Source organism: Mycobacterium sp. (genome assembly GCF_049673265.1).
Classification (GTDB): Bacteria; Actinomycetota; Actinomycetes; order Mycobacteriales; family Mycobacteriaceae; genus Mycobacterium.
Map to the genome: position 1 here is coordinate 1 of NZ_JBATXN010000083.1, position 7,148 is coordinate 7,148.

Genomic DNA, 7,148 nt, shown 5'->3' on the forward strand with positions numbered 1-7,148 from the left:
GTTACCAGTTCGGCGATGTGGACGCCCACGGCGCGCTCATCCGGGCCCAGGCCGCGTCGTTGGAAGCCGAGCACCAGGCCATCGTGCGCGATGTGCTGGCTGCCGGTGACTTCTGGGGCGGCGCCGGTTCGGTGGCCTGCCAGGAGTTCATCACGCAGTTGGGTCGCAACTTCCAGGTCATCTACGAACAAGCCAACGCTCACGGCCAGAAGGTGCAAACCGCAGGCAACAACATGAACACCACCGACAATGCAGTCGGAGGCAGCTGGGCCTAATTCCCGCGACCACTGTGGCCCGCACACCAAAAGGTGTGTGGGCCACAGTATTTTCCGGCTATCGACCATACGCGGAGACTTAGCCGAAGCATGTTGTGCCTGTTGGCTATTCGAGAAGCGACGGCGACTACGAGCCCACCGCTACACAAGCGCCAAGGATTGTGGTCGACGCGTAGTTAGCGGCGTTGGCCAAGTGATTATCAGTCGGCGTGTAGGTGGGCAGCGACACAACGAACGCGCGGCGGTACTGGGCGGAAAGGTTGGCAAAATCCTGCCAGATCGCGTTATCGCTTTGCCGGCCAATCTGTTCCATTGTGCTGGCGAACGCGTTCATCACCGGGGCAACCGCATAGTTGACGGCCTTCTGTTCGCGGTTCCAGTAGATCGCCGGGACGTTAGGATCCAGCTTCTGCCAGTCGGCGGTGTTTTTGCCGAACTGATCTAACGACGACTTCCAGTCGCCGCAGGCAGAATTAGCACTAGTCAGAAAAGGCTGTGGGTTAGCGGGATTGCCAACGGGGGCGATGTCCGAGGGCTGCGACGAAGGCTGCACCAAGGGACCCCGCGCCGCCGCGGAGCCGTCGGAAATGGCGGCGCAGATCGCTCCCAAAGCAGACGACGCGCTATTCGCGGTACCCGCCAGGGTGTTATCGGCAGGCGTGTACTTGGGCACACGTTCGGCGTACGCGCGGGCGTAAGCAATGAACTGCTGGTACAGCTCGCGCATTACGCGATGCGGTGTCAACTTGACCAAGCCGACGGTTTGCGCCGCGGCACCGCGCATCGACTGCGCAGCCGCGATGTATTGCGCACGTAGCTTGGGTGTCCACGCCGAGGCCGGAACCGATCGGTCTCGCTCGTTCCACAGGCCCGTGCCGCTGCTGGCAAGCTCGTTGTTGATCCCTGTCCATGCTATGCAGCTTGGATCCTCGGTGATAACGGCGATCGGCCCGGTGTCTTTGGCGCTGGCCACCCCGGCCGCTGAGTCCGGTGCCGAACCCAGGTCGGAGCGAGGCCCGCTCGGTGTCCCAGAGCCGCCGCCGCCGAAAAGCAACACCACAGCCACGACTGTCGCCAGGACAGCCACCACCCCCACCGCGCCCATGGCCCACTTGAGGTTTTTGTTGTTGGTGGGGCCGTCGGATTCAGACGTCACGATGGTCCAGCTTAAATGACAACCGGCTCACCGCAGGCAAATTGGCGAGACGGGCGTCGACGAGTGCGGCCGCGGTCAGGACGCGGCAGGGCTTGACAGGGGCTCGAACAAGCGTTCGAATAGTGTATGCGATGGGACGGCCAGAGCATCGAGGTCGATGACGGCGCGCTGCCCGGATTGGGGCGCATCGGTTTCGTCCGCAGCGTGCAGACACCGCAGTTCGACGGCATCACCTTTCATGAGGTCTTGTGCAAGTCCGCGCTCAACAAGATTCCCGATGCCGCCGCGTTGCCGTTTAACTACACCGTCAACGGATACCGCGGTTGTTCGCACGCCTGCCGCTACTGTTTCGCCCGGCCCACCCACGAATACCTGGAGTTAAACTGCGGCAACGACTTCGACACCCAGATCATCGTGAAGACGAACGTCGCTGACGTACTACAGCGAGAGCTGCACCGAAGATCGTGGCGCCGCGAGACTGTCGCGTTGGGCACCAACACCGATCCCTATCAGCGCGCCGAGGGGCGCTATGCGTTGATGCCGGGCATCATCGGTGCGCTCGCCGGGTCGGGCACGCCGCTGTCGATCCTGACCAAAGGCACGCTGCTGCGTCGTGACCTGCCGCTGATCGCCGACGCTGCCGGGCATGTGCCGGTCAGCGTCGCCGTCTCGCTCGCAGTCGGTGATCCGCAGCTGCACAAGCAGGTCGAGCCGGGTACCGCGTCCCCGCAAGCCCGGCTCGGCTTGATCTCCGCGATCCGCGACGCCGGCTTGGACTGCCACGTGATGGTGGCGCCGGTGCTGCCCTACCTGACCGATTCTGTCGAGCACCTCGACGGTCTGCTGCGCCAAATCGCATCAGCGGGCGCCACCGGTGTCACGGTGTTCGGGCTGCACTTGCGCGGATCGACCCGTGGCTGGTTCATGTCCTGGCTGGCGCGCACCCACCCGCAGCTGGTCGGGCGGTATCGCGAGTTATACCGGCGCGGAGCGTATTTGCCGCCGTCCTACCGAGAGGATCTACGGGCGAAGGCCGCACCGCTGATCGCCAAATACGCGCTGGGCCGCGATCAGCGACGATTCGAGGCCGCCCCGGCGCAGCAGGTGCCCGAGGCGACGCAGCCGACGCTGTTTTGAGTCAGCCGAGGTTCGGTTCGCGGAAGGTGTCGCACTGGTTGGGGTCACCGGTTTGGTAGCCGACGGTGAACCAGTGCTGCCGCTGCTCCGACGAGCCGTGTGTCCACGACTCGGGATTGGTGTGGCCGGTTGCGGACCGCTGAATCCGGTCGTCCCCGACTGACGCCGCCGCCGACAGCGCGTCTTGAATATCCTTGTCGCTCAGCGGTTCCAGATACGGAACCCCGGTGCCTTCCTGCTTGACGGTCGAGGCGTAGTGCGCCCAGACCCCGGCGTAGCAATCGGCCTGCAATTCGGTGCGGACGCCGTTGCCGCCGGCGCCCTGCGCGCCCTGCTGCGCGCGGCCAAGGATCCCTTGCAGGTCCTGCACGTGATGGCCGAACTCGTGGGCAACCACGTACTCCTGCGCCAATTGTCCATTGCTGGAACCGAATCGGTCGTGCAGCACGTCAAAGAACCCGGTGTCGAAGTAGGCGGTCTTGTCCACCGGGCAGTAGAACGGCCCGACGTCGGTGCTGGCGGGTCCGCAGCCAGTGTTGACGTGGTCGGTGAACAGTCGCACCCGAGGGCGGGTGTAGCCGCGCATCAACTGCTTCCACACCCCGTCGAATGAGTTGCCGGTCGCCACCACACGGCATTGCACGTATTTGTTGGCGTCGGCCCCGGTGCGGCACTGGTTCAGGTCGAAGCCCGGTGCCACGTCCTGGCTGTTGGTCATCGGCAGCTGGTTCGTCACTTTGCCGGGATCGACGCCGAGCAGCAGCGCGACGACGAGAAACAACAGTCCGCCCAGTCCGCCGCCGATCGCCATGATCCGCCCGCCTCCGCCGCCGGATGCCGACGTCGTGCTGGTGTCGATCTGCATACCCTCGTTGAAGGTCATTCGCGTTCTCCGTTGCGTGTCTGTCGCGGCTCGTGACCCGGCGAGATCAGCTTCGCACACTGTGATTCAGACGTGCCCGTGGTTGCGAAGTTCTCGCTTGCGCACTGGGCGTTCGGCAATTTCGGTAAAACTCACCCCTGACGCTTTCGCGGTAGACAACTCCGCCATTTGCGGCTCGTAAGGAGTCTGACCAGCGGCGCCGGGGGCGCCATCGCGTGGGCGCCTCCTGAAAACAACAGGTTATATTCTGAGAAAATCATGGCGACACGCTGCGGGTTTTCTCAGCTGCCAGGTTATTTGGGGCCTTCGAGAGATTGGAGTCTCCATGCGCCACAACAGATCGCGCGCCATGTTTGTCGGTCTGAGCGCGTCTGCAGGTGTCCTCGCTGCCGCGGCAATGATGTCGGCGGCCACCGCACCGACCGCGCACGCCGACGATTTCAGCACCATCCTCGCCGACGTCCAGGGCACGGAGGCTATTGCTGCGAGCGCTTTCACGGCCGCCTCTACGGATTTCGGCAACGGTGATTCTGCGGACGGTCTGACGCAGCTTTTCGTGGGTCTCGACGACGACTTGGTGGGAGTCCCGGATGAGCTTCAAGTTGGTTTGATCGACGCAGCCACCGGGTCAACCCTTTTCCCGGCCAACTCCTTCGACTTCACCTTCGCTACCCCTGCGACCTTCGCCGCCGCCGTGACAGAAGCGCAGAATTTCTACACCGAAGGCAGCACCCTGGCGACCACCATCGCGGGTCTGCCCGCGAACGACTTCGCCGACGCTGCGCTCGACAACGCGCTATCCACCTTCTACCAGTGGATTCTCCCCGACCAGATTCTGACTATCGGCCAGTTCTAGTTACCCCGGCCCGTCGCTGGCCGCCGCAAATAGCGGCACCAGCACGTCGCTGATCGGCGTGTCGATTCCGTGGCCACGCGCCTTGCGGATGATCACCCCGTTGCGAATGTCCCACTCCTGCGGGCGCCCGGCCTCGCGGTCGGCCAGCATCGAGGTGCCCATATCGGTGGGCGCCTGGCGGAACATATCGACCAGCTCGTCGACGACGTCGTCACCGAGCTTGGCGCCCTCGGCCCGGGCGACCGCCGCGCACTCGGCAACGTATCGGCGCGATATCGCGGCCACGTCGTCGCGGTGAAACATTCCCGAGCGCCGCCCGGTCAGCACCATCAATCCGGCCAGCGCGTTCACCAGCAGCTTGCGCCAGGCCGCGGTGGTGAAGTCCGGGTCGCACTCCACCGTGCACCCGGCGCCGTTCAACAACTCCGCGACCCTGGCCGCGGCGGCCCCGTCGGGCAGCACCAGCCGAACGTCGGTGCGTAACCGTACCCACCCTTGCGGCGCAGTCTCGGCGCCGTACCAGACGATGCCCGGTAACACCGTCGACGACGGGCAGTGCGGCTGGACCTGCTCGACCTGCTCGACACCGTTTTGCAGCACGACGACGGTGGTGTGCTCATCACACAGCCGGGCCAGCCATCGGCCTCCATCAGCGTTCTGGGTGGCTTTGATCGCCAGCAGGACCACCCCGACCGGGCCGCTGACCTCACCGGGGTCGGTGCACACCGGACCGGGCACCACGATCGGGTCGCCCCCGTCGGGCCGCAGTTCGATCTGTGCTCGCGGCGTCCGCCCGCACACCAGCACCTGATGACCGGCGGCGTATAGGTAGGCCGCGACCGTCGTACCGACAGCACCCGGACCGACGACTGCAATATCCATGGTGATACTTGAAATTACCCGCCTCGCGGCGATCGCAAGCGCGGCGTAGCCGGGCGCAGCGGGTCGCCGCTATGAACCTAGACTGTGCGGTCGTGGTACGAAGTCACGCCTCCGGATCATTGCGCGCCGCCGACGCGGGCCAAAAGGTAACGCTGGCCGGATGGGTTGCGCGTCGACGCGACCACGGTGGCGTGATCTTCATCGACCTGCGCGACGCGACGGGGGTGTCGCAGGTTGTGTTCCGCGCCGACGACGTGTTGGGCCAAGCCCACCACCTGCGCGCCGAGTTCTGCGTCGCCGTCGATGGTGTCGTCGAGATCCGCCCCGAAGGAAACGCGAATCCCGAGATCGCGACCGGTGAAATCGAAGTCAACGCAACGTCGCTGACGGTGCTGGGGGAGTGCGCGCCGCTGCCGTTTCAGCTTGACGAGCCTGCCGGCGAAGAAACCCGGCTGAAATACCGCTACCTCGACCTGCGCCGCGACGGCCCGGGCGAGGCAATTCGGTTGCGTTCCAAGGTAAATGCCGCCGCCCGCGGGGTATTGGCCGCGCAGGACTTCGTCGAGATCGAGACCCCGACGATGACACGCTCGACACCGGAAGGCGCCCGCGACTTCTTGGTGCCCGCACGGCTGCAGCCCGGCTCGTTCTACGCGTTGCCGCAAAGCCCGCAGCTGTTCAAGCAGCTGCTGATGGTGGCCGGCATGGAGCGCTACTACCAGATCGCCCGCTGCTATCGCGACGAGGACTTCCGTGCCGACCGTCAGCCGGAGTTCACTCAGCTCGACATGGAGATGAGCTTCGTCGACGCCGACGACGTCATCGCGATCTCCGAGCAAGTGGTCAAGGCGGTATGGGCGTTGATCGGCTACGACGTACCGCTGCCGTTGCCGCGGATCAGCTATGCGGATGCGATGCGACGGTTCGGCTCCGACAAGCCCGACCTGCGATTCTCGCTCGAGCTGGTCGAGTGCACAGACTTCTTCAAAGACACCACATTTCGGGTGTTCCAGGCGCCCTATGTGGGTGCGGTGGTGATGGCTGGCGGAGCATCGCAACCGCGCCGCACGCTGGACGGCTGGCAGGAGTGGGCTAAACAGCGCGGGCACAAGGGTTTGGCGTACGTGCTCGTCGGTGACGACGGCACGCTGGGCGGCCCGGTCGCCAAGAATCTGTCCGACACCGAACGCGCGGGTCTGGCGGACCACGTCGGCGCCCAGCCCGGCGATTGCATCTTCTTCTCGGCGGGGCCAGCCAAGGCGTCGCGCGCGCTGTTGGGCGCCGCGCGCGTGGAGATCGCCCACCGGCTCAACCTGATCGACCCCGGCGCCTGGGCGTTCACCTGGGTGGTGGACTTTCCGTTGTTCGAGGCGGCCGACGAAGCCACCGCCGCCGGTGATGTCGCGGTGGGTAGCGGCGCGTGGACCGCGATGCATCACGCCTTCACCGCGCCCAAGCCGGAATCGGAGGACACCTTCGACACCGACCCGGGCAGCGCGCTGGCCGATGGCTACGACATCGTCTGCAACGGCAACGAGATCGGCGGCGGCTCAATTCGTATCCACCGCCGCGACATTCAACAACGGGTGTTCGCGATGATGGGCATCGGCGCAACCGACGCGCAGGAGAAGTTCGGATTCTTGCTCGACGCCTTCACTTTCGGTGCGCCGCCGCACGGTGGGATCGCGTTCGGTTGGGATCGGATCGTCGCGCTGTTGGCGGGCACCGATTCCATCCGCGAGGTCATCGCTTTCCCGAAGTCCGGTGGCGGTGTCGACCCGCTGACCGACGCGCCGGCGCCCATTACCGCCCAGCAGCGCAAGGAGTCGGGCATCGACGTCGTGCCCGATGCGCACCGAGATCGACGCTAGGGGGCGCCGGAATAGACGGGCGGGTCGGGCAGGTTGACGGGGCATGACCCAACAGATCCCGGACGCCGAAACGATCAAGGCGTTCAAC

The 7,148-nt window shown here is 65.2% G+C and carries 7 protein-coding genes; 4 read left to right on the top strand and 3 right to left on the bottom strand.

Going from position 1 to position 7,148, the window contains the following annotated elements:
* Window positions 1-275: WXG100 family type VII secretion target (locus tag WBF82_RS02915; RefSeq protein ID WP_424381600.1), on the top strand; the 275-nt coding region annotated here is incomplete at its 5' end.
* Window positions 276-402: 127 nt separating this feature from the next.
* Here WBF82_RS02915 and WBF82_RS02920 read toward each other — a convergent pair.
* Entirely contained in the window at window positions 403-1,431 is a 1,029-nt protein-coding gene (locus WBF82_RS02920; protein WP_424381601.1) for a hypothetical protein, read from the bottom strand.
* 126 nt (window positions 1,432-1,557) lie between these two features.
* Between WBF82_RS02920 and WBF82_RS02925 the strand changes: the two genes are divergently transcribed.
* Complete coding sequence (locus tag WBF82_RS02925) at window positions 1,558-2,568, top strand: Rv2578c family radical SAM protein (RefSeq protein WP_424381602.1); 1,011 nt, start codon at window positions 1,558-1,560, stop codon at window positions 2,566-2,568.
* A gap of 1 nt (window position 2,569) precedes the next feature.
* On the opposite strand, the gene ypfJ is transcribed toward WBF82_RS02925, so the two are convergent.
* The gene (gene ypfJ / locus WBF82_RS02930) at window positions 2,570-3,451 is read right to left on the bottom strand and encodes a KPN_02809 family neutral zinc metallopeptidase (protein ID WP_424381603.1); all 882 of its coding nucleotides are present in this window, start codon (window positions 3,449-3,451) and stop codon (window positions 2,570-2,572) included.
* Window positions 3,452-3,776: 325 nt separating this feature from the next.
* Here ypfJ and WBF82_RS02935 point away from each other — a divergent pair, with 325 nt between their 5' ends.
* Entirely contained in the window at window positions 3,777-4,307 is a 531-nt protein-coding gene (locus tag WBF82_RS02935) for a hypothetical protein (protein WP_424381604.1), read from the top strand.
* Here the strand turns inward: WBF82_RS02935 and WBF82_RS02940 are convergent, their stop codons facing one another.
* Complete coding sequence (locus WBF82_RS02940; protein WP_424381605.1) at window positions 4,308-5,189, bottom strand: oxidoreductase; 882 nt, start codon at window positions 5,187-5,189, stop codon at window positions 4,308-4,310.
* A gap of 71 nt (window positions 5,190-5,260) precedes the next feature.
* Here WBF82_RS02940 and aspS point away from each other — a divergent pair, with 71 nt between their 5' ends.
* On the top strand, window positions 5,261-7,060 hold the full coding sequence (gene aspS / locus WBF82_RS02945; RefSeq protein WP_424381606.1) for an aspartate--tRNA ligase: 1,800 nt from the start codon (window positions 5,261-5,263) through the stop codon (window positions 7,058-7,060).
* The last annotated feature ends 88 nt before the right edge of the window (window positions 7,061-7,148 follow it).